General features: G+C 68.1%; 15 protein-coding genes and 1 pseudogene. 6 read left to right on the top strand and 10 right to left on the bottom strand.

Annotation, left to right across the window (positions count from 1 at the left end; translation table 11 throughout):
- Positions 1-111: 111 nt before the first annotated feature.
- Positions 112-786 (bottom strand): DUF4386 domain-containing protein, encoded by a 675-nt coding sequence (locus tag ED208_RS05680; protein WP_123210910.1) that lies wholly within the window; start codon positions 784-786, stop codon positions 112-114.
- 163 nt (positions 787-949) lie between these two features.
- On the opposite strand from ED208_RS05680, the gene ED208_RS05675 reads away from it, so the two are divergent.
- Positions 950-2,323 (top strand): high affinity choline transporter 1, encoded by a 1,374-nt coding sequence (locus ED208_RS05675; protein ID WP_233574868.1) that lies wholly within the window; start codon positions 950-952, stop codon positions 2,321-2,323.
- Here the strand turns inward: ED208_RS05675 and ED208_RS05670 are convergent.
- The 6 genes and pseudogenes from ED208_RS05670 to ED208_RS05645 all read right to left on the bottom strand — a co-directional run bounded on the left by ED208_RS05670 (position 2,320) and on the right by ED208_RS05645 (position 11,537).
- A complete protein-coding gene (locus ED208_RS05670; protein WP_123210908.1) occupies positions 2,320-3,414 on the bottom strand; it encodes a CaiB/BaiF CoA transferase family protein in 1,095 nt (364 codons plus the stop codon). The two genes, ED208_RS05675 and ED208_RS05670, sit on opposite strands and share 4 nt — an antisense overlap.
- Entirely contained in the window at positions 3,411-4,472 is a 1,062-nt protein-coding gene (locus ED208_RS05665; protein ID WP_123210907.1) for an STAS-like domain-containing protein, read from the bottom strand. The genes ED208_RS05670 and ED208_RS05665 overlap by 4 nt, the downstream gene beginning before the upstream one ends.
- 73 nt (positions 4,473-4,545) lie before the next feature.
- Positions 4,546-6,816 (bottom strand): annotated as a pseudogene (locus tag ED208_RS05660) (acyl-CoA dehydrogenase); the annotation flags it as partial.
- A gap of 30 nt (positions 6,817-6,846) precedes the next feature.
- Positions 6,847-7,977, bottom strand: a complete 1,131-nt coding sequence (locus tag ED208_RS05655) for an SMP-30/gluconolactonase/LRE family protein (RefSeq protein ID WP_233574907.1) — start codon at positions 7,975-7,977, stop codon at positions 6,847-6,849.
- 157 nt (positions 7,978-8,134) lie between these two features.
- Positions 8,135-10,270, bottom strand: coding sequence for a 3-hydroxyacyl-CoA dehydrogenase NAD-binding domain-containing protein (locus ED208_RS05650; RefSeq protein ID WP_123210904.1), 2,136 nt, complete (start codon positions 10,268-10,270; stop codon positions 8,135-8,137).
- 61 nt (positions 10,271-10,331) lie between these two features.
- On the bottom strand, positions 10,332-11,537 hold the full coding sequence (locus tag ED208_RS05645) for an acetyl-CoA C-acetyltransferase (RefSeq protein WP_123211219.1): 1,206 nt from the start codon (positions 11,535-11,537) through the stop codon (positions 10,332-10,334).
- A gap of 194 nt (positions 11,538-11,731) precedes the next feature.
- Here ED208_RS05645 and ED208_RS05640 point away from each other — a divergent pair, with 194 nt between their 5' ends.
- Positions 11,732-12,370, top strand: a complete 639-nt coding sequence (locus ED208_RS05640; protein WP_123210903.1) for a TetR/AcrR family transcriptional regulator — start codon at positions 11,732-11,734, stop codon at positions 12,368-12,370.
- Between the two features lie 15 nt (positions 12,371-12,385).
- On the opposite strand, the gene ED208_RS05635 is transcribed toward ED208_RS05640, so the two are convergent.
- Entirely contained in the window at positions 12,386-13,018 is a 633-nt protein-coding gene (locus ED208_RS05635; protein ID WP_123210902.1) for a LysE family transporter, read from the bottom strand.
- Between the two features lie 172 nt (positions 13,019-13,190).
- On the opposite strand from ED208_RS05635, the gene ED208_RS05630 reads away from it, so the two are divergent.
- The 4 genes from ED208_RS05630 to ED208_RS05615 all read left to right on the top strand — a co-directional run bounded on the left by ED208_RS05630 (position 13,191) and on the right by ED208_RS05615 (position 15,644).
- Positions 13,191-13,772: an RNA polymerase sigma factor gene (locus tag ED208_RS05630; RefSeq protein WP_436286621.1), complete on the top strand. Its 582-nt coding sequence runs from the start codon at positions 13,191-13,193 to the stop codon at positions 13,770-13,772.
- Positions 13,769-14,419, top strand: a complete 651-nt coding sequence (locus ED208_RS05625; protein ID WP_123210900.1) for a hypothetical protein — start codon at positions 13,769-13,771, stop codon at positions 14,417-14,419. Before ED208_RS05630 ends, ED208_RS05625 begins: the two co-directional genes overlap by 4 nt.
- An 11-nt stretch (positions 14,420-14,430) precedes the next feature.
- Positions 14,431-15,309 carry a DUF4097 family beta strand repeat-containing protein gene (locus ED208_RS05620; protein ID WP_123210899.1) on the top strand — a complete coding sequence of 293 codons (879 nt, stop codon included), beginning with the start codon at positions 14,431-14,433 and terminating at the stop codon, positions 15,307-15,309.
- Between the two features lie 110 nt (positions 15,310-15,419).
- Positions 15,420-15,644, top strand: coding sequence for a hypothetical protein (locus ED208_RS05615; RefSeq protein WP_123210898.1), 225 nt, complete (start codon positions 15,420-15,422; stop codon positions 15,642-15,644).
- A gap of 33 nt (positions 15,645-15,677) precedes the next feature.
- Here ED208_RS05615 and putA read toward each other — a convergent pair whose 3' ends face one another.
- Both putA and ED208_RS05605 read right to left on the bottom strand, forming a co-directional pair.
- Positions 15,678-18,839: a bifunctional proline dehydrogenase/L-glutamate gamma-semialdehyde dehydrogenase PutA gene (gene putA / locus ED208_RS05610; protein WP_123210897.1), complete on the bottom strand. Its 3,162-nt coding sequence runs from the start codon at positions 18,837-18,839 to the stop codon at positions 15,678-15,680.
- A gap of 46 nt (positions 18,840-18,885) precedes the next feature.
- A complete protein-coding gene (locus ED208_RS05605) occupies positions 18,886-19,374 on the bottom strand; it encodes a GNAT family N-acetyltransferase (protein WP_199720524.1) in 489 nt (162 codons plus the stop codon).
- Positions 19,375-19,449: the final 75 nt, after the last annotated feature.

The raw sequence follows: 19,449 nt of genomic DNA, 5'->3' as shown, positions 1-19,449 counted from the left end.
CGCGGCCTGGCTTTGCGTAGGGTGGGCTTCAGCCCACACGGATGCTCATCGCCGCCGCGTGGGCATGCTGCGCTTCGCCTGGAAGCGCCTACTTTTGGTGCCCGCCCTACCTCACCGACCGGTCCGCACGCCCACCAGCAGCAGCCACAGGCAGATGCCGATCTCGCCCACCGCAGCCGGCAGCATCACCCAGCCGGGGAGGCTGCGGTCCGGCAGCAGAATTTGCCCGAACACCTGGGTCACATAAGCCAGGCCACCAAGGATCAGAAACACGCCCAGCAGCTTCGGCAGAAAGCCGGAGCGGATCACCAGGTATCCGAAGGGCAGCAGCCAGAGGCCCCAGAACAAGGTGGTCACCAGCAGTCCGTGGCGATACGCACCGAGCGCCAGGATGGCTTGTGCTTGCAGCGCATCAGCGGCGAGCGCCGGGCCGTAGCTGCCGGTGAGGATGTCGAGCGCATCGAGCCGGTGGGCGAGGCTGACCAGGGCGATGGGCACGCTGACCACGGCGAGCGCGACCATCAGCACCGCCGCGCTGTGGCTGACCGGCCGCAGCAGCCTGTACAGCGCCAGAGGCAGCAGCAGAAACGCGATCTGCTTGAGCAGGAAGGCCGCGATGCCAGCCCGGAACAGCGGCTCCGCGCCCAGGATGTCGCGGACCGTGTCCTGGAGGTCGCCGGAAGCGCCGATCTTGGAGGGCACATACATCAGGCTGAACAGGCCGGTCAGCACCACCACCAGATACAAGGCGCCTGCCAATCGGCTGGTCGCGTTCGCGTCGCTCATCCCAACACTCCTGTGTACGGTCCAGTCCCGACCTTAGCGCCAAGCGCGGTCGGCGAGCCAGTCGCGGGGTGTACGCGCGCATCTCCGCAGCCGAGTCAGGCCGCAGCCTGGCACGGCGCTGGCTAGACTTCGCCAGCTCTCCCTCCACCGAATGCGGACGCCCGTGAACCTGATCCTGTTCGCGCTGCTGGCCTACATCCTGTTGCAACTGCTGATCGCCTGGCGCTTCCGGCGCAAGACCGTCAGCGAGTCCGACTATCTGCTCGCCGGGCGTTCGCTGGGACCGTGGATGGCGACCTTCGCGGTGTTCGCCACCTGGTTTGGTGCCGAGACCTGCATCGGCGCCGCTGGCGAGGCCTATGCGCATGGCCTTTCCGGCGTGGTCGCCGATCCCTTCGGCTACACCCTGGGCCTGCTGGCGGTGGGCCTCTTGTTCGCGGTGTCGCTGTGGAAGCGCGGCGTCACCACGCTCGCCGACCTGTTCCGCCAGCGTTACGGCCTGGGCGTGGAGCGGCTGGCGGCGATCATCATGATTCCCTCCTCGCTGCTCTGGGCGGCGGCGCAGGTGCGCGCCTTCGGCCAGGTGCTGGCCTCGGTCAGCGAGCTGGGCCTGCTGCTGGCGATGACCCTGGCGGCGGCGGTGGTGATCGCCTACACCGCCTTCGGCGGCATGTGGAGCGACGCGGTCACCGATCTGGTGCAGGGCCTGGTGCTGATCGCCGGCCTGCTCGGCCTGGGCGCGGTGTTTCTCTGGCAGGGCGGCGCCGAGCAGTTGGCGGCACTGCCGGCCGAGCGCCTCGATCCGCTGCACGAGCGCAGCGGCTGGGACTTCGCGGAGACTCTGCTGACGCCGGTGTTCAGCACCATCGCCGCGCAGGAGCTGGCCTCGCGCGTGCTGGCCACTCGCAGCCCCGGCCTGGCGCGTGGCGCCACCCTCGGCGCGGCCGGGCTGTACTTTCTGATGGCCTGCATCCCGCTGGCCCTGGGCCTGGGCGCGCTGGGGCTGATGGGCGCCGGTCTGGAGCCCGAGCAGGTGCTGTCGCGCTACGCCCAGAGCCAGCTGCCGCTGCCCTTGTATGTGCTGTTCCTGGGTGCGCTGGTGTCGGCGATTCTCTCGACGCTGTCCGGCGCGCTGCTGGTGGCCGGCTCGCTGGCCGCGCACAACGTGCTGCTGCCGCTGCGGCCGCGCTGGGGCGAGCGCGACAAGCTGCGCGCCAACCGCATCGCGGTGGTGCTGTTCGGCTTCGTCGCCTACGGCATCGCCCTGGCCAGCGACAGCGTCTACGGGCTGGTCGAGGAGGCCGCCGGCCTCGGCTCTGCCGGCATCTTCGTGCTGCTGCTGGCCTCGCTCTGGCGCCGCGACGCCGGCTCCCGCAGCGCTGCCTACGCGGCGCTGTTGAGCGGCACCGGGGTGTTCCTGCTCGGCTCCCATGTCTTTGACTGGGAGACGCCCTATCTCGCGGCCCTGCTGGCGGCGGCGCTCAGCTACGCCCTGCCGGCGGGGTGGGCAGGCACCCGGCCGCGTGCCGCCGCCTAGCGGCCGAGCAGGCGGAGATTGTCGGCGCCCAGCTTCGGCGCTTCCGCCAGCGGCGCCGGACGCTCGCCGTCGAACACCAGCGCAGCACCCAGCGCCGGCTTGCCGCCGACCTGCTCGACCAGGCCGCGCGCCTGCACCTGCTCGCCCTGCAAGGCCTCGTCGGGGCTGAGGATCGGGGTCACGCAGCAGTCGGCGCCGGCCAGTTCGACGGCCCACTGGTCGCGGGTCTTGCTGGCGATCAGCTCGGCCATCGCCGCGCGGGTCGCCTCGCCACCCGGGCCGGGCGCCAGCTTGCCCTTGGCGAGATCGGGCCGGCCGACCGCCGCGCAGAAGGCGAGAAAGAACTTCTGCTCCAGCGCGCCGACCGCCAGGTACTTGCCGTCGGCGCAGGCGTAGGTGCTGTAGTTGGGCAGCGCACCGCTGAGCATGTCGGCGCCGCGCGGGTTGGCCCGGCCCAGGGTGCGCTGGGTGGCGGTGGTGACTGCCTGCAGCGCCAGGGTGCCGTCGAGCATCGCGGCATCGACGAAGCAACCCTGGCCGCTGCTGCGCGCGCCGTGCACGGCGGCGAGGATGCCCAGCGCTGCGGTCAGCGCGCCGCCGGCGAGGTCGGCGATCTGGAAGTTGCTCAGCGTCGGTGGGCCGCCGGCGCTGCCGGTCTGGTCGAGCACGCCGGCATAGCCGCAGTAGTTCATGTCGTGGCCAGCGGCGTCGCGCAGCGGGCCGGTCTGGCCGTAGCCGGTGAGCGCGCAGTAGACCAGCTTCGGATTGATGCCCTTGAGCGTCTCGTAGCCGCAGCCGAGCTTGTCCATCACGCCCGGGCGGAACGACTCCAGCAGCACATCGGCGCTCCGCACCAGCGCGTGCAGCCGGGCCTGGTCGGCGGGCTGCTTGAGGTCGAGGGTGATCGACTGCTTGCCGCGATTGACCAGCGCGAACAGTTCCGGCGACAGCAGGCGCGTGTAGTCGCCGGCCGGCTCCTCGACCTTGATGACGGTGGCGCCCATCTGGGCCAGGGTCAGCGCGCAGTAGGGGCCGGGCAGCAGACGGGAGAGGTCGAGGACGGTCAGGCCTTGCAGCAGGGGATTGGTCATTGTTCTGGATTAGGCGCTTCGAGCTTGTCTTCGCTTACGCCGACATGCAGGAGCATTTTTTTGACGGATTCATTGAAGTGGACTGGGATCAACTCCACATCGGGGTGAGCGTTGGCGAAAACGCGGAAAATCTCATCGGCGAAAGCCTGTCCGATGCTTTGTACTTCAGTGAAGTCGAATAGCACGGTCTTGAAACGGTCCACCCGCGATAGCGCGCGTTTGGCTTGGGAACGGGATAGCAAGTTCTCGTCGCCCAGACGGGCCATTCGCAACGGAACAATGGTTTTGCTGAAGCTAAATTCTTCCGGTGCGGCGAAGCGATCGAAGACGCTCTGCAGATCCCGTTTCGACTCTCTCGCAAGCATCATGAAAACTCCCGTTCCTGTCTCGGGCATTTTTGTCTCAGTAAGTCCGTCTTCCTCTTGCAGCCAGTCAGCATTTGCGTCGTGCGTAAAAATCAATCCTCCCGACAGAATTGCAAAATGGTCGAACGCCCGCGAGGTGAAGAAAATGCCTTCTCCGCTGTGGTTTGCCGGATCGGTAGTCAATTTTCCTTTGGCTAGTTCAAGGAGGGCCAGTCTGTCGTCGGCCAATCCGCACAGACGCCTAATGCGACGAAAAATGCCTTCACCGTCGTCATAGATCGCGAGAGTCACTTGGCTGGGGCTTGCCATGAATGCACAGCTCAGAGTCGCTCCTCCAGAATGGTCCTTAACGTTATTGACCATCTCGGTAAAACCGTGCTCCAAGATTTGGCGGACGTTCTGGCTCATGTCACCGGCGAGCACGGAAAACTCCTCGCGCCAAATCTGGCTTTCGTCTAAGTCTTTAGAGATGGGCAGTGCTCGGAGCCTCAGTCGCTTCGCCCCGAGGCGATAGGTCTTGTGTGTTGTGCCAATGCTCGTGATCCAGCCATCACGTTCAAGCTTGCGGATGTGGCTTGAAACCGTAGGCCGACTAACATTTGCTCGTTCTGCTACTGCAGTGACTAAATCCCGGGAGTGGGTTGGCAGTAGCTCCAGAATCATTGGTGGCAGTTTTTTTGCTGGCCGCGCCATTTCTTTCTAACTTTTAAAGATTAGAAAGAAATTCTGAGCCATCTCTTGCACCATCGCCAGCCACCGTCTTCGCTCAGCCGTTAACCACCCGCTTGGGCTCGGGTGCGCCGAAGTAGATGCCCTGGCTGCCCTTGCTGTCGGTGTAGTACTGCTCGGGCTTGAACACGTCCACTTCGACCGCTTCCAGGCGTGCCGCCAGGGCGGCGGCGACCTGGTTGGCCTCCTCGCGCTCGATCACTCCCAGATGCGCGGCTTCGCCGGCCAGTTCCTCGGCCGTGCCGCGCGGCAGCTTGCGGGCCTTCTGCGCGGCGTGGATCTTGGCGAGGATGGGCTGCACCTCGGTCACCAGGCGGAAGGCGCGCAGCAGCCGGCCCAGGCCGCCGGCGTTCTCGGGCGGGGTGAACACGTACTCGGTCAGGCGCTGGAACTGCGCGTTGTGGCTCTGGATGGTGAGCGCGGCGGCGTGGCTGAGCCGGTCGCTGGGCAGGGTCGCCAGCGGATTCAGCCGCAGGCCCGGCGTGACCAGCAGACGCAGCAGGCTGCCGAGCAGGCCGTCGAAGTTGGCGATGATGCCCTCGTAGGCCTGCTGCACCTGGGTCAGCGAATACTCCAGCGCGTACTGCACCAGCGGCAGGTCTTCGGCGCGGCGGCCCTCGGCCTCGAAGCGGCGCAGCGCCGAGAAGCCGAGCAGCTGCCAGGCCAGGGCGTCGGCATAGCGGCCGGTGAGTTTGCCGCGCGCCTTCAGCTTGCCGCCGATGGCGAACATCGCGAGGTCGGTATACAGGCCGTAGCGCGCCGCCGCCCAGCCAAGGCGGCGGTAGTAGGTCCGGGTTTCCGGCGCGACTTCCGGCACCGACACCGTCCAGCCACGGGTGAGCCCGCGCACCAGGGTGCGGCCGAAGCCGGCGATGACGTGGCCAAACCAGCCGAGCAGATGCTTGCGGAACTTGCCGACATCGCCCTCCTCGACGCCGTGCACCACCTCCAGTGCGTGCGGATGGCAGCGGATGGCGCCCTGGCCGAACACGATCAGGGTGCGGGTCATGATGTTGGCGCCTTCCACCGTCACGCCCACTGGCGCGGTCGAGTAGCCGATGCCGAGGATGTTGTTGGGGCCCTGCATGACGCCGGCGCCGCTGAACACGTCCATGCCGTCGATGATGAGCTGGCGGCTGAGCTCGGTGGTGTAGGCCTTGAGGATCGCCGAGGTCACCGGCGGCTCCTGGCCGGCATCGAGCGCCGAGCAGCCGAACACCCGCGAGGCTTCCAGCAGATAGCTGAGCGCGGCGATCTTGCCGACCTTGTCCTCGACGCCTTCCATGCGGCCGACGGCAATGCCGAACTGCTGGCGCACCATCGAATAGGCGCCGGTAGCGGCCGCCACCGCCTTGGCACCGCCGACCGCGCCGGCCGGCAGCGATACCGCGCGGCCACCGGCGAGCTGTTCCATGAGCATCTTCCAGCCCTGGCCGGCGCGCTCGACGCCACCGATGATGTTGCCGGCCGGCACCACCACGTCCTTGCCGTAGAGCGGACCGTTGTCGAAGGCGTCGCCGATCGGCATGTGGTGGTCGCCGCTGCTAAAGCCCGGCGTGCCCTTGTGGATCATCAGGCAGGTGATGCCCGGCTCCTGGCCCTTGCCGAGCAGCTCCTGCGGATCGCGCAGCTTGCAGGCCAGGGTCACCAGATTGGCGACCGGCGCCAGGGTGATGTAGCGCTTGCGGAAGTTGAGCCGGATCTTGATCTCGCCGTCGGCGTCGCGGAACACCTCGCCCTCGGCCTTGATGCTGGCGGCGTCGGAGCCGGCGGTGGGCTCGGTGAGACCAAAGCAGGGGATGTACTCGCCGCGCGCCAGCTTGGGCAGGTAGTGGTCTTTCTGCTCCTGGGTGCCGTAGTGGATGATCAGCTCGGCGGCGCCCAGGGTGTTCGGGATCACCACATAGGTGCCGACCCCGGCGTTGTAGCTGGTGACCTTGGCCATGATCGTGGAGATGGCCAGCTTGGAGAACTTCAGACCGCCGTACTTCTTGTCGATCAGGAAGGACATGAAGCCCTTGCTCTTAAGGAACTCGAGGATCTCCGGCGGCACCTGCTTGGTGCGGTTGATCTCGTAGCGGTCGATCATCCGCATCAGCTCCTCCACCGGCCCGTCGAGGAAGGCCTGCTCCTCCGGAGACACCCGCGAGTAGGCCTCGGCGAGCATCTTGCTGAAATCGGGATTGCCGCCGAAGAACTCGCCGTCGATCCACACCGATCCGGCCTCCAGCGCCTGGCGCTCGGTGTCGGAAATCTGCGGCAGCATCTTGTTGGACTTCATCCAGTTCAACAGTAGACCGAACATGGCATTGCTCCTAAGCGGGGAAAGGAAAGGGGGTCAGTGTCCGGCCGCAGCGCTTGCGCCAGGCTGAAAGCGGAACACCGGGTAAGGGGCGTGGGCGGCGACGCTGGCCGCCGGCAGGCCGATCACCTGCTGCAGCGCCGAGCCGGTGACGTAGAGCCAGCCGTCCGGTCCGAAGGAAAATCCGTCGGGCCAGCGTAGGGCTTCGGTCTTGATCAGCGTTTCCAGCGCGCCGGTCTCCGGCGTGTAGCGGACGACGGCGGAGTGTTCGAGGTCGGAGAGGTAGATGCGGCCCTGATCGTCGCTGCTGAGGCCGTCCGACATGGTCTTGGGCGCGAGTGTTTCCACCTGGCCGGCGAGCTGCTCCGCTTCCAGCGCCGGGTTGCGCAGGTCGGCGGTGCGGATGCGGTAGAGATGGCTGTTGCTGATGGGCGCGTAGTACAGCCACTGGTCGTCGCGCGAGAGTGCGATGGAGTCGACGCCGGGACGGATCGCGACCAGGCCGAAGGCCTCCATCCTGCGGCCCTGCACCACCGGGATGTACTTCTCCGCCACCACCGAGGGATGGCCTTCGAGCAGGCGCCTTGCCTGGCCGCTGGCGACATCCACCACCACCAGCGCCGGCCTGAGGCCGAAGAAGCTGGCATCGGCGATGTAGACGGTGCCACCGTCGGCCGAGACCTGCAGATCGTTGTAGTGCGAGCCGAGGCCGGCGAGGGCGCGCGGGAAGACGATCTCGCGCAGCACTGCGCCGGTGGCCAGGTCGAAGGCGGTGAGCTTCACCGCCTTCAAGCCATGACCGCCGTTGTCGAGCGTCCACAGCCGCTGCTGGCCGTCGATGCGGATGCCCAGCACGTCGGTGAACCGCGCCTGCGCCGCGGCGCTCGGCCAGGGGCGCATCTGGCCGTCCACCAGTTCCACCAGGGTCTGGCTGGGCCTGGCCTCCGGGTGCAGCGAGACAAACACCCGGCCCTGCGCCGAGACCGCGATGTTGCCGGGCGGCGTCGGTAGTTCGGCGACCACTTCCAGCGCCGAGGCCGGCAGGCTGGGCGTGCCGCTGCGATCCGGGAAGTCGGTGCTGCCGCCGCCGTAGCGCAGCTTCAGCGCCAGCAACAGCAGGGCGACGAGGCTCAGGAGAACCAGCAGCAGTCGGCCGAGTAAGCGCACGTTCAAGCCTCGCCCAAAACTCCCTCCCCCGCTTGCGGGGAAGGGTTGGGGTGGGGGCGTTTTGTCGGGCAATGGCGGGGCGTGGCAACGCCCCCCTCCCAACATCCCCCCGCAGGCGGGGGGAGGAGTAAGTGCGTGCGCGGGGCGGTGAACATCGCTACTCGAAGCGCCGGCCTTCGGCCGCCATCTTCTTCAGCAGCGCCGCCGGCTGGAAACGCGCGCCGTACTTCGCCGCCAGTTCCTCGCTACGGGCGACGAACTTCGCGACGCCGACCGCGTTGATGAACTGCAGCGCGCCGCCCTGGTGAGGCGCGAAGCCCCAGCCGAAGATCGAGCCGATGTTGGTATCGGCGACCGTCATCACCACGTTCTCCTCAAAGCACTTGGCAGCCTCGTTGGCCTGCACATACATCAAGCGGTCGATCAGCGCCGACTGCTCAAGCTGGTTCGGGGACAGCGGGAACTGCTCGGCCAGGCCCTTCCAGAGATGCTTCTCGCCATTCTGCGGATAGTCGTAGAAGCCCTTGCCGGCCTTCTTGCCCGGGCGGTCGAGCGTCTTGACCATCTTCTCGATCAGGGCATTGGCAGGATGTTCGGGCATGGCCTTGCCCTCGGCCGCGTAGTCCTTGCGGGTCTGTTCGAGGATGTGGTGGCTGAGCGAGAGCGAGACCTCGTCGTGCAGCGCCAGCGGCCCGACCGGCATGCCGGCCTTCAGACCCGCCATCTCGATCGAGCGCGGGTGCTGGCCTTCGAGCAGCAGCGAGGCCCCTTCCATGATGTAGGTGGCAAACACGCGGCTGGTATAGAAGCCGCGCGAGTCGTTGACCACGATCGGCGTCTTCTTGATCTGCTGCACGTAGTCGAAGCCCTTCGCCAGGGTTTCCGGCGAGGTCTCGGCACCGAGGATGATCTCGACCAGCGGCATCTTGTCGACCGGCGAGAAGAAGTGCAGGCCGATGAAGTTCTTCGGCCGCGTGCTGGCGGTGGCGAGGCCGGTGATCGGTAGCGTGGAGGTGTTGGAGGCGAAGGTGGCGGAGGCGGCGAGCACGGCCTCGGTCTTCTTCGTCACCTCGGCCTTGATGCTGCGGTCCTCGAACACGGCTTCGATGACCAGATCGCAACCTTCTATCTTCGCGAAGTCGGTGGTGGGCGTGATGCGGGCGAGGAATTCGTCGCGCGCGCCGGCGGTCATGCGCCCCTTCTTCACCTGCTTGTCGAGCAGTGTCGTGGAGTAGGCCTTGCCCTTGTCGGCGGCCTCCTGGCTGGTGTCGAGCAGCACTACCTCGATGCCGACCTTGGCCGAGACGTAGGCGATGCCCGCCCCCATCATGCCGGCGCCGAGCACGCCCAGCTTCTTCACCGAAGAGCGGGGGAAACCCTCCGGCCGCGACTTGCCCTTGTTGATGGCGTTGAGCTGGAACCACAGCGTGCCGATCATGTTCTTCGACACCTGCGACACCACCAGCTCGGCGAAGTAGCGCGACTCGATGCGGCAGCCGGTCTCGAAGTCCACCACGCCGCCTTCGTAGACGCAGGACAGGATGTTGTCGGCGGCCGGGTAGTTCTCCTGGGTCTTGGCGTGCGCCATCGACGGCGCGATGGCCAGCAGTTGCACCATCGCCGGGCTCTTGGAGTCGCCGCCGGGGAACTTGAACTTCTTGTCGTCCCAGGGCTGCACCGCCTTGGGATTGGCCAGTACCCAGGCCTTGGCCTTGGCGAGCAGCTCGTCCTTGTCCTTGGCCAGCTCGTTGATGAAGCCGGCGAGCTTGGCTTCCGAGGGTTTGAACTCCTTGCCTTCCAGCATCGGCTGCAGCGCCGCCTGCATGCCGATCAGGCGCGGCAGCCGCTGGGTGCCGCCGCCGCCGGGCAAGAGGCCCAGCTTCACTTCCGGCAGGCCGAACTTGGCTTTTGCGTCGTCGATGGCGACGCGGTAATGGCAGGCCAGCGCCAGCTCCAGGCCGCCGCCGAGCGCGGTGCCGTTGAGCGCGGCCACCACCGGCCGGCCGCACTTCTCCAGCCGGCGCAGGAAAGCCTTGTAGGCCTCGGCCATTTCGAAGGCTTCCTTCGGGTCGGTCATCGCGTAGACCTTCTCGATGTCGGCGCCGGCGAGGAATTCCTTCTTACCGCTGGTGATGATCACGCCTTTGATGGCGGCGTCGCCTTCGATCTTGCTGATGGCCTCGCCGAACGGCGTGGTCAGCTCGTCGTTGAGCACGTTCATCGAACGGCCCGGCATGTCGAGGACGAGGGTGGCGATGCCATCGGCATCAACAGTGAATTGGACTGCACTCATGGTTTGCTCCGTGTTCCTTGGCTGTCGCGCTTCTGCGCGCGAGACGTGTGAGCCCTCGGGCTCACACCCGTTCGATGATCGCGGCGATGCCCATGCCGCCGCCGACGCAGAGCGAGGCGAGGCCGGTCTGCTTGCCGCTGCGCTCCAGTTCGTCGAGCAGGGTGCCGAGGATGATGCAGCCGGTGGCGCCGAGCGGATGGCCCATGGCGATGGAGCCGCCGTTGACGTTGATCTTGTCGAGCGGGATGTCGAGGTCGCGGGCGGCTCGCAGCACCACGGCGGCGAAGGCCTCGTTGATCTCGTAGAGGTCGATGTCCTTGGCGCTCATGCCGGCCTGCTTCAATGCCTTCTTCGCGGCCGGGCCGATGCCGGTGAGCATGATGGTCGGCTCGCTGCCGGTGACCGCGCAGGCCTTGATGCGGGCGCGGGCCTTGAGGCCCAGCTTGGCGCCGATCTCCTGGCTGCCGATCAGCATCAGCGAGGCGCCGTCGACGATGCCGGAGCTGTTGCCGGCGTGGTGGACGTGGTCGATCTTTTCCACCGTGGTGTACTTGCGCAGGGCGGTGGCGTCGAAGCCCATCGCGCCCATGTCGGCGAAGCTGGGCTTGAGACCAGCGAGGGTTTCCAGCGTGGTGCCGGCGCGGATGGTCTCGTCGTGGTCGAGCACGACCAGGCCGTTGACGTCCTTCACCGGCACGCGGGTCTTGTCGAAATAGCCGGCCGCCTGCGCCGCCGCCGCACGCTGGTGCGAGCGCACTGCGAATTCGTCGACATCGCGGCGGCTGAAGCCTTCCAGGCTGGCGATCAGGTCGGCGCCGATGCCCTGCGGAGCAAAGCCAATGGCGCCGTTGACGCGCGGGTCCATCACCATCGCACCGCCGTCGCTGCCCATGGCCCAGCGCGACATGCTCTCGATACCGCCGGCCACCACCAGCTGTTCCTGGCCGCTCATCACCTTCATGGCGGCGAGGTTCACCGCTTCCAGGCCGGAGGCGCAGAAACGGTTGAGGGTGACGCCCGCCACCGACTGGTGCCAGCCGGCGTACAGCGCAGCGATGCGGGCGATGTCCGCGCCCTGCTCGCCGACCGCCGTGACGCAGCCGAGCACCACGTCGTCGACGTAGGAGGTATCCAGCTGATTACGCTCGCGCAGGGCGTCGAAGAGGTTCTTCAACAGGTGGATCGGCGTCACCTCGTGGAGGCTGCCGTCCTTCTTGCCCTTGCCGCGAGGGGTGCGCACGGCATCGAAAATGTAGGCGTCGGTCATGGTCTTGTTCGAGTTGGTAATCTGAATTACGATCAATGCTGTCTGAATCGCCTTGGTAAGGCGTTGGCAGGGTGCGTGCATACCGGCTGGCACGTTGCTGCCCGAGCATAGGTAGCAGGTATTCGGTCGTCAATGCAGCGCCGCCACTGGGGTGCTGTCGGTACTGTCAAAGCGGTAGTAAGGATAATTACGGAATGAAGAAGAAGCAGGTCGCCAATGCCGCTGCGCCGGCAGCCGTCGAGGGCAGGCCCGGGCAGATCGACCCGGCCACCCGCGCCCGCATCGAGCAGGCCGTTTTGGACATCTTCGCGGAGCGGGAATTCCATCGCGTCGGGCTCATCGAGATCGCTCGCGGCGCCAACGTCAGCCTGCAGACGCTCTACAAGTACTACGGCAGCAAGGAGGCGCTGCTGTTCTCCGGCCTGGACTCCTGGCTGGGGCTGCTGGCAGCGCGGATGATCGACCACCTGCAAGGCATCGAGGACTACAAGGAGCGCCTGCGCAAGGTGTTCTGGGTCACTCTCGATTTCTTCGAGAAGAACCCCAAGGTCGCGCAGATGCTGATGAGCAGCGTCTATGTGAACACCTGGCGCAAGCAGGAGAACTACGAGAACCCGGCGCTGTTCGGCACCTTCATCAAGGTGCTGCACGAGGGCCGCGAGAAGGGCATCCTCACCGACGAGGTGAGCGAGAAGGTGCTGCTCGACTACTTTTTCGGCGTGCTCGGCCGGCTGGTGCAGATGCACATCCACCGTGGCCAGCGCGAGCCGCTCACCGCCCAGGCCAATGTGCTGTTCGGCATGCTCTGGCGCTCCATCGCCAAGCAGCCCTGAGCGCTCGCACCGCGATCAGGTCGGCATCAGCGGCGCCAGCAGCATCCCCAGGCCGAGCAGCACCAGCACCAGGCCCATGGCGCGGTCGATCAGCCAGGCCTTGGCGGCCAGCCGCGCGCGGGCGGCCGGCAGGCCCAGCAGCAGGGCGACCAGGCTGAACCAGGCCCCGGTGGTCAGCACGATCCAGGCGGCCAGGCCGAGTTTCTGCGTCATCGGCGTCGGCGTGGTCAGCAGCGCCGAGCAGAGCGCGACGAAGAACAGCGTGGCCTTGGGGTTGAACAGATTGGTGGCCAGGCCGATCAGGAAATCGTGGCGCGCCGGCGCTGCCGTCTCCGCCGCAGCGGGCATGCCGACGCTCGGTGGCGCGCTGCGCAGGGCGCGGCTGCCCATCCACACCAGGAAGCCAGCGCCGGCGTAGCGCAGCAGTTCCAGCAGCAGCGGGTAGGCTTCCAGCAGCCAGCCCAGGCCGAACAGCGCATAGCCGACATGAAAGACGATGCCGGTGGCGATGCCCCAGGCGGTGCGCAGCCCGGCGGCGCGGCCGTGCGCCAGGGTCTGACGGCTGACCATCGCGAAATCCGGGCCGGGGCTCATCACCGCCAGCAGGTGGGCGCCGGCGGCGGTGACCAGCAGGCTGGCGCTATTCATCGTGGCTGCTCATGGCGGGGCTGTGCGAGGATGGCCGCAGACGGGCGCTGATCATAGGCGCCCCAAGGCCCGGTCTGAACGGGGAGGTCGGATGACATTCAAACCCCAGGACCCGGAGTCGCATCGAAGCGGCATGGATCTCAGTTCCGCCACCTTCGACATGTCTCTGACGATGCCCGACGCGGCCAACGAACCGCAGGTGGTGACCGGCCCCGCGCGCGCGCCGGCGCTCGGTGACGACGCCCAGGACGTGCGCGCCGCCGCCCGTGGTGACGCCCGCGCTTTTGAACGCCTGTACCGCCGCCACATCGGCAAGGTCTACGGACTCTGCTGGCGACTCTGCGACGGCGATGCCGCCAAGGCCGACCAGGCCGCCCAGGATGCCTTCGTGCGCGCCTGGGAGAAGCTCGACAGTTTCCGTGGCGAATCCGCCTTCTCCACCTGGTTGCACCGCCTCACCGTCAACGTGGTGCTGGGCGAACACCGGCTGCTCAAGCGCTGGACCAGCTTCGACCAGGCACTGGAGGACGGCGCCGCCGAACCCGGCCACAACCCCAGCGCCAGCCTCGGTGATCGCCTGGATGTCGAGCGCGCGCTGGCGCGTCTGCCAAAGGGCGCCCGCGCCGTTCTGGTGCTGCACGATCTCGAAGGTTGGCAGCACGACGAAATCGCCGCCGCTACCGGCATCGCGGTCGGCACTTCCAAGGCGCAGCTGCATCGCGCCCGCAAACTGATGAAGGAGTGGTTGTCATGAGCACCCGCCCGCAACGTCCCGAGCAGGGCGACGCCGGCCACGAGCAGGCTCCGGTCCCCGGCCTGGAGCAACTGGCGCGCGAGCGCCTGCCCGAGCGCGACCTCTGGTCCGGCATCGAGGCGCGCCTGCCGCCACGGCGGCGGCGCCAGCCGCTCTGGGCCTACGGCCTCGCCGCCAGCCTTGGCGTCGCCAGCCTGGTCGGCTTGATCCTGCGCAGCCCCAGCCCGGTGCCGGAGACCACGGCGGCGCTGAACCTGGCCTCGGCGCCGGCTGCGCCGGCAAGCACCGGCAGCGGTGCGGTCTGGCAGCCGCCGCAGGGCGAGCTGGTGGCGAGCCTGCCCCGGCAGCTGCGCAGCCTGCGCACCGAGAGCTGGGAAGGTTTGCCGGAGGCCGGCGACGATCCCGCCAGCGGGCTGGTCAATGTCGACTACCGCCCCTCGGGCCGTTTCGCTGCCCGCAGCTACAAGGCCGGCGGTCACCACCGTGGCCTGCTGCGCGCCAATCTGAAGATGGTCAGCCAGGCCGAGCGCGAGCTGAAGCGCGCCCTGCGGCTGGACCCGGAATCCGAATCCCTGCAGGACCTGCTGGCCGCCGCCGAGGCGCAGCGCCGCTCCCTGCAGGGTCTGTACAACAGCGAACACGATTGAAGGAGTTACCCATGCGTCGCATCACCTTCCCCGCACTGGCGCTGGCCATGGTGGCCAGCCTGGCTCAGGCCGCCCCGCGCGAGTTTGCCGAGCAGCGGCCGCTGAACGCCGAGGCGCGCCTGAGCGTGCGCAATGTCGCCGGCGTGATCCAGGTCGAGGCCTGGGACAAGGCCAGCCTGGACATCGCCGCCCAGCTCGCTGACAACGTCGAAAAGCTCGACATCAGCGGCACTCCGGGCGACCTCAAGCTGGAGGTCAAGACCAAGAAGTCCGACCGCTACGGGCCCTACGACGAAACCCGCCTGCACCTGCGGGTGCCGGCCGGAGTGGCGCTGACCCTGGACGGCACCAGTGCCGATCTGGTGGTGCGCGGCCTCAAGGGCGCGCTGGTGGCGCGCACGGTCAGCGGCGATGTCCAGGTCGAGGTCAACTCGCGCCAGCTCAGCGTGCAGACCGTCAGCGGCGATCTCACCGTGCGGGCGCCCCTGGCGGTCGACACCAAGGTCAGCACGGTCAGCGGCGATGCCAACATCGAGGGCCCGTCCGGCGCGCTGAGCGCGGAGTCGGTATCCGGCGATGTCCGCGTCGAGGGCGGCACCTTCAGTCGCCTGGAGCTGAAGTCGGTATCCGGCGACGTCGACCTGCGCGCGGCGGCGGCACTGGATGCGGTGGTGAAGGCCGAGTCGCTGTCCGGCGATGTCCGCTTCGACGCGCCGGCGGCGCTATCCGCCGAGGTAACGCTGAAGACTTTCAGCGGCGAAAAGCACAGCGACTTCGATGCCACCACCCCGGCCGGTGACGGCAAGCGCACGGTGCTGCGCCTGGGCGAGGGACGCGGCAACATCGTGCTCACCAGCTTCTCCGGCGACGTCAGCCTGGGCAAGCGCTGAGGCCCCGGGCGGGACGCTTGGTCGGCGCCAATGCGCCGCCCATCGTCCCCGGCGCTACCGGCGGTGGGTCTCCGGCGACAGTGTCGTCAGACCCGACTCGGACGCCACCCATGCTGCGAATCTACGACGAGGCCGACTGGCGCCGCCGCCGCCGCTGGCTGCTGCTGACGACCTTTGGCGCCGGCTCGCTGTTCGGTGGCCTGATACTCAATTCCACGCTCGCCGGCTCGGAGTCGGTGCCGCAGCCACGCCAGATCCAGGGCTGCGAGGCCGACGTCAGCGGCCTCAGGCTGGCCTGCAAGCTGCAACTGGAAACCCGCCTCAGCCCGCGCTGAGGCGCGCCGCTCCGGTCTTCGCCCGATCCTCGCTCAGGCGCTGGCCGCCAGCAGCCGGGCGTTGCCGCCCACCGCCGAGGTGTTCACCGACAGCGTGCGCTCGGTGACGAAGCGCAGCAGGTAGTGCGGGCCGCCGGCCTTGGGGCCGGTGCCGGACAGGCCCTCGCCACCGAACGGCTGCACACCCACCACCGCGCCGGTCATGCCGCGATTGATATAGCTGTTGCCGACCAGCGTGCGCGCCTGCACCCGCCGCCAGGTGCGCTCGATGCGCGAGTGCACGCCCAGGGTCAGGCCGTAGCCCAGCCCGTTGATCTGGTCGATCAGGGCATCGAGCTGATCGGCCCGGTAGCGGAGCAGATGCAGGATCGGCCCGAACTGCTCCTCGCGCAGCGCCGCCAGGTTGTCCAGCTCCACCGCCAGCGGCGCGACGAAGCTGCCGTGCGCGCAGCTCGTGGGGAGGGGCAGCTCGCCGATCAGCCGGGCTTCGGCGCGCATGCGTGCGGCGTGGGCCAGCAGCTTGTCGCGTGCCTCCTCGTCGATCACCGGGCCGATGTCGGTGGCCAGCAGCGCCGGGTCGCCCGGCACCAGCTCCTGCATCGCGCCCGCCAGCAGCTGCGAGACCTTGTCGGCGATCTCCTCCTGCACGCAGAGCAGACGCAGCGCGCTGCAACGCTGGCCGGCGGAATAGAAGGCGCTGTGGATGGCGTCCTTCACCACCTGCTCGGGCAAGGCCGAACTATCGACGATCATCGCGTTCTGGCCGCCGGTCTCGGCGATCAGGGTGGCGATGGGTCCGGGCCGCGCGGCGAGACTGCGGTTGATCTTCTGCGCCACTTCCACCGAGCCGGTGAAGGCGACGCCGATCACGCCCTCGGCGCCGACCAGCGCGCCGCCGACTAGGCCATCGCCCAGCGCCAGTTGCAGCACCGCGCGTGGCACGCCGGCCTCGTGCAGCAGGCTGGTGAAGGCGTAGGCGATCAGGTTGGTCTGCTCGGCGGGCTTGGCGATCACCGCGTTGCCGGCCGCCAGCGCCGCCGCGATCTGGCCGGCGAAGATGGCCAGCGGGAAGTTCCAGGGCGAGATGCAGACGAACAGGCCCTTGCCGTGCAGTTGCAGCTCATTGTGCTCGCCGGTGGGGCCGGGCAGGGCGGTCGGCCGGCTCATCAGCTTGCGCGCCTGCGCCGCGTAGTAGCGCAGGAAGTCCACCGCTTCGCGCACCTCGGCGTTGGCGTCGGCGAGCGTCTTGCCGGCCTCGCGCAGCAGCAGTCGCAGATACAGCGCCGGCTCGGCTTCCAGCCGGTCGGCGGCGCGTTCCAGAACCAGGGCGCGGGCGTCGGCGGAGAGCGCGTTCCAGCCCGGTTGGGCGCGGCGGGCGTCGGCGACCAGGGTGGGGATCGCGGTGAGCTGCAGCGCGGTCCACTCGCCCAGCGTCCGGCGGCGGTCGGCGGGGTCGCTGACCGGATGAGTCTCGCCCGGCATGGTCAGGCTGGCGGTGATCGAGGTCGCCCGCATCGGCGTCTGAACGCTGGTGAGTTGCGTGGCGAGCGCGGCGAGGTCGGGCTCCGAAGTCAGGAACAGCCCGGCGGAATTGCGCCGCTCGGCGCCGTAGAGCTCGGACGGCAGCGGCAGATGCGGGTTGGTCTTCACCGGCAGCGCGCGCACCGCCTCCACCGGATCGGCGACCAGCGCCTCGGGCGGGGTGTTGTCGTCGAAGATGCGGTTGACGAAGGAGGTGTTGGCGCCGTTCTCCAGCAGACGACGCACGAGGTAGGGCAGAAGATCCTCGTGCGAGCCCACCGGCGAGTAGACCCGGCAGGGCACTGGCAGGTCTTCCTTCACCACCTGGTAGAGCGCCTCGCCCATGCCGTGCAGGCGCTGGAACTCGTAGCCGAGTTCGTCACCGGCGTAGGCACGCACCGCTGCCACGGAGTGGGCGTTGTGGGTGGCGAGCATGGGGTAGAAGACCTCGCGCGCGGCCAGCAGGCGGCGCGCGCAGGCCAGGTAGGCGACATCGGTGTTGGCCTTGCGGGTGTACACCGGGTAGCCGGCCAGGCCCTGCTCCTGGGAGCGTTTGACCTCGGTGTCCCAGTAGGCGCCCTTGACCAGCCGCACCGCCAGACGCCGGCCGACGCGGCGCGCCAGTTGTTCCAGCCAGTCGATCACGGCCAGGCCGCGCTTCTGGAAGGCCTGCACGGCCAGGCCGAAGCCTTCGTAGCCGGCCAGCGAGTCGTCGGCGTACACCGCCTCGATCAGGTCCAGCGACAGTTCCAGGCGATCCGCCTCCTCGGCATCGACGGTCAGGCCGATGCCCTCGGCCTTGGCCTGCTGGGCCAGCGCCAGCAGCTTCGGTGTCAGCTCGCGCAGCACGCGCTCGCGCTGCGCCAGCTCGTAGCGCGGGTGCAGCGCCGAGAGCTTCACCGAGATGTTGGGGCGGCCGTAGACCGGCGCACTGGCGAATACCGCGTCCTCGCGCACCGCCTTGCCGATGGCGGCGATGGCGTCCTGGTAGGCCTTGAAGTAGCGCTCGGCGTCGGCGCTGGTCAGGGCCGCCTCGCCGAGCATGTCGTAGCTGTGCAGGTAGGCGCGGTGGGCCTTGCTGCGGGCGTTCTTCAGCGCCTCGCCGATGGTCCGGCCCATCACGAACTGCGAGCCCATCAGCCGCATCGCCTGGCGCACCGCGAGCTGGATCACCGGCTCGGTGGACTTCGCCACCAGCTTGTTGAGCGCGCGGCGGAAGTCGGAGGTGGTGTCGGGTGCGAGCTTGACGATCTTGCCGGTGAGCATCAGGCCCCAGGTGCCGGCGTTGACGAACAGTGAATCTGATTTGCCGAAGTGCGATTCCCAGTCGGCATCGCCGAGCTTGTCGGCGATCAGTTTGTCGGCGGTGGCGTCGTCGGGGATGCGTAGCAGCGCCTCGGCCAGGCACATCAGCAGCACCCCTTCCTCGCTGGAGAGGTCGTACTGCTGCATGAAGGCGTCAAGCGGCGACTGCTCGTTCTTCAGGCGCCGCACCCGCTCCACCCAGTCGGCGGCCTGGCGCACCACCAGGCTGGCGTGTTCGGGCGGCAGCGCGGCGAGGCCGAGCAGCTTGTTGACCAGGGCGGTCTCGTCGGCCAGGTAGGCGGCGGAGATGGCGCGGCGCAGGGCGTCGCGCTCGGGCGCGGCGGCGGGGTAGACGTAGGAAGCAGTCATGGCGGAAGCCGGCGTCGCCGGCGGCAAGGCGGAATTGCCGGAGAGTTTACGTCTGCGCCTGCTTCGCCAGGGTGTTCAGGGCCTCGCCAGTGATCCGGTAGATCGTCCATTCGTCCTGGGGCCGGGCGCCGAGGCTCTCGTAGAAGCGGATCGCCGGGCTGTTCCAGTCCAGCACGCTCCATTCGAAGCGGCCGCAGCCGCGCTCGACCGCCAGCTTGGCCAGCGCCGCCAGCAGCGCCTTGCCGAGCCCGAGCCCACGCGCCGCCGGGCGCACGTAGAGGTCTTCCAGATACAGGCCGGGCTTGGCCAGGAAAGTCGAGTAGTTGTGGAAGTACAGCGCAAAGCCCACCCCCTGGCCGTGCTGTTCGGCGATCAGGCATTCCGCCCAGGGGCGCTGGCCGAACAGCGATTCCCGCAGCGCCTCCGGAGTGGCCTGGCACTGGTCGAGCAGCTTTTCGTACTCGGCGAGTTCGCGGATCAGGGCAACGATCAGTTCGCAGTCGTCGGCGCGGGCAGGGCGGATCTGGGTGGTCATGGCGGCTCTCGGTGGCCCCGGCATTGTGCCGCTATGCTTCGCCGCAATCCGCAATCCGCAATCCGCAATCCGCAA

The sequence above is a fragment of the Stagnimonas aquatica genome, assembly GCF_003730135.1.
Classification (GTDB): domain Bacteria; phylum Pseudomonadota; class Gammaproteobacteria; order Nevskiales; family Nevskiaceae; genus Stagnimonas; species Stagnimonas aquatica.
The sequence above is the reverse complement of the archived record's forward strand: the minus strand, read 5'-3'. Positions and strand labels throughout refer to the sequence as shown.

What these genes read in the sequence shown, in the direction of transcription:
- ED208_RS05680 (WP_123210910.1), bottom strand. Translation starts at nt 786, where the DNA reads ATGAGCGACGCGAACGCGACCAGCCGATTGGCAGGCGCCTTGTATCTG.
- ED208_RS05670 (WP_123210908.1), bottom strand. Translation starts at nt 3,414, where the DNA reads ATGACCAATCCCCTGCTGCAAGGCCTGACCGTCCTCGACCTCTCCCGT.
- ED208_RS05665 (WP_123210907.1), bottom strand. Translation starts at nt 4,472, where the DNA reads ATGGCGCGGCCAGCAAAAAAACTGCCACCAATGATTCTGGAGCTACTG.
- ED208_RS05650 (WP_123210904.1), bottom strand. Translation starts at nt 10,270, where the DNA reads ATGAGTGCAGTCCAATTCACTGTTGATGCCGATGGCATCGCCACCCTC.
- ED208_RS05645 (WP_123211219.1), bottom strand. Translation starts at nt 11,537, where the DNA reads ATGACCGACGCCTACATTTTCGATGCCGTGCGCACCCCTCGCGGCAAG.
- ED208_RS05640 (WP_123210903.1), top strand. Translation starts at nt 11,732, where the DNA reads ATGAAGAAGAAGCAGGTCGCCAATGCCGCTGCGCCGGCAGCCGTCGAG.
- ED208_RS05635 (WP_123210902.1), bottom strand. Translation starts at nt 13,018, where the DNA reads ATGAATAGCGCCAGCCTGCTGGTCACCGCCGCCGGCGCCCACCTGCTG.
- ED208_RS05630 (WP_436286621.1), top strand. Translation starts at nt 13,191, where the DNA reads ATGCCCGACGCGGCCAACGAACCGCAGGTGGTGACCGGCCCCGCGCGC.
- ED208_RS05625 (WP_123210900.1), top strand. Translation starts at nt 13,769, where the DNA reads ATGAGCACCCGCCCGCAACGTCCCGAGCAGGGCGACGCCGGCCACGAG.
- ED208_RS05620 (WP_123210899.1), top strand. Translation starts at nt 14,431, where the DNA reads ATGCGTCGCATCACCTTCCCCGCACTGGCGCTGGCCATGGTGGCCAGC.
- ED208_RS05615 (WP_123210898.1), top strand. Translation starts at nt 15,420, where the DNA reads ATGCTGCGAATCTACGACGAGGCCGACTGGCGCCGCCGCCGCCGCTGG.
- putA (WP_123210897.1), bottom strand. Translation starts at nt 18,839, where the DNA reads ATGACTGCTTCCTACGTCTACCCCGCCGCCGCGCCCGAGCGCGACGCC.
- ED208_RS05605 (WP_199720524.1), bottom strand. Translation starts at nt 19,374, where the DNA reads ATGACCACCCAGATCCGCCCTGCCCGCGCCGACGACTGCGAACTGATC.